The organism is Oleiphilus sp. HI0086, from assembly GCF_001635225.1.
In genome coordinates this window covers 1-1220 of record NZ_LWFZ01001355.1, presented here as the reverse complement: position 1 = coordinate 1220, position 1220 = coordinate 1, and the positions used below count along the sequence as shown (strand labels likewise).

The window sequence follows — 1220 nt, the reverse complement described above, 5'->3', positions numbered from 1 at the left end:
GCAAATTGTTTCAATAGTCTCATCGATACGGCAAGCACTCAGGTGCCAGATATCGTTTCTTAAATAGATTAAGTGGAGATCACTATGAAGCAAATAATGAATAAATCGAAAATCGCCAGCCTGGTATTGCTCGCTAGTATGAGTTCAGCGCCTTTTGCTAATGAACTGGCAGAACAAACGAGTGCAGAAAGTAATGAGTCAACCTATTGGGGGCTGGGCATTGGCTCTGTCTTAGGCGGCATTATTGCAGGCCCTCCGGGTATTGCTATAGGTGCTAGCTTAGGTGGTGCTTTTGGTTGGGGGCAAGATCAGCACGAGGCGCTTGAAGAGGCTCAGGAACAGTTGCACGAACAGGCGAACTTAGTGACGTCTAGCTCCAATGACTTGAACACAGAGATGGAAAAGCTAAGAGCAACCAGGGCTAAGTTAGGTGAGCTAAAGCGTCGTCATCACCATCAAACTGAAAAGTTAAATGACTTACAAGCTGAGTTGGCGAGCAAGGTTCAAACCTTAGAACAGAGCGATTTGTCGAATCTTTTGAGTGCCTATACCCAAGAGATCTACTTTGAAAAAGGCCAAGCGCGTGTCCCCTCATATGTTAGCGATCGTATTTCCAGTATGGCGGAGTTCTTACAGCGCTATCCTCATCTACAGATAACTTTGACAGGCTTTAGCGACCAAAGTGGCCCAGCGATATTCAACCAAGAACTATCCCGTGAGAGAGCTCAGGGCGTGAAAGATGCTTTGCTCGCTCAAGGTATCTCAGCAGAACGCATTGTGATTAAGTCAGTCGGTGAAAGCATGGCTCATGTGGCTGAAGGTGATGAGGGCAACGCAATTTTAGATCGTCGTGTAGCAATCGAGTTCGGCCAAGATAGCCCGCAAGAAATAATTTCAACAAAAGAGGAGCCAATAGAACCTTCGCAAGTGATTGAAAGCACGTCACTTGCAGAATTAAGTCAGTGAAAGTTCTTATTTGAATGCAGCTAAATGCCATGGCGACCTTATGTGTCGCTATGGCGTGAATAATGTTTTTGATCAACGGACTTTACTTAGTTGGAGGTCATATGCGAGCTCTAGAGAATAAACACTATCTCGATAATTCATGCTCTATTTTTAGAACCCGAGGCTGGCGTAGCGTGGCAGAAGTTTGTGCTTTGAGTTTTGTTTTTTATCTTTGGATGTTATCCCAGAGTGTCTTGGCGTCTGAGCATGACGCT

The 1220-nt window shown here is 45.2% G+C and carries 1 protein-coding gene; it reads left to right on the top strand.

Going from position 1 to position 1220, the window contains the following annotated elements; translation table 11 throughout:
* Positions 1-84 precede the first annotated feature (84 nt).
* On the top strand, positions 85-966 hold the full coding sequence (locus A3756_RS23335) for an OmpA family protein (protein WP_068554790.1): 882 nt from the start codon (positions 85-87) through the stop codon (positions 964-966).
* Positions 967-1220 lie beyond the last annotated feature (254 nt).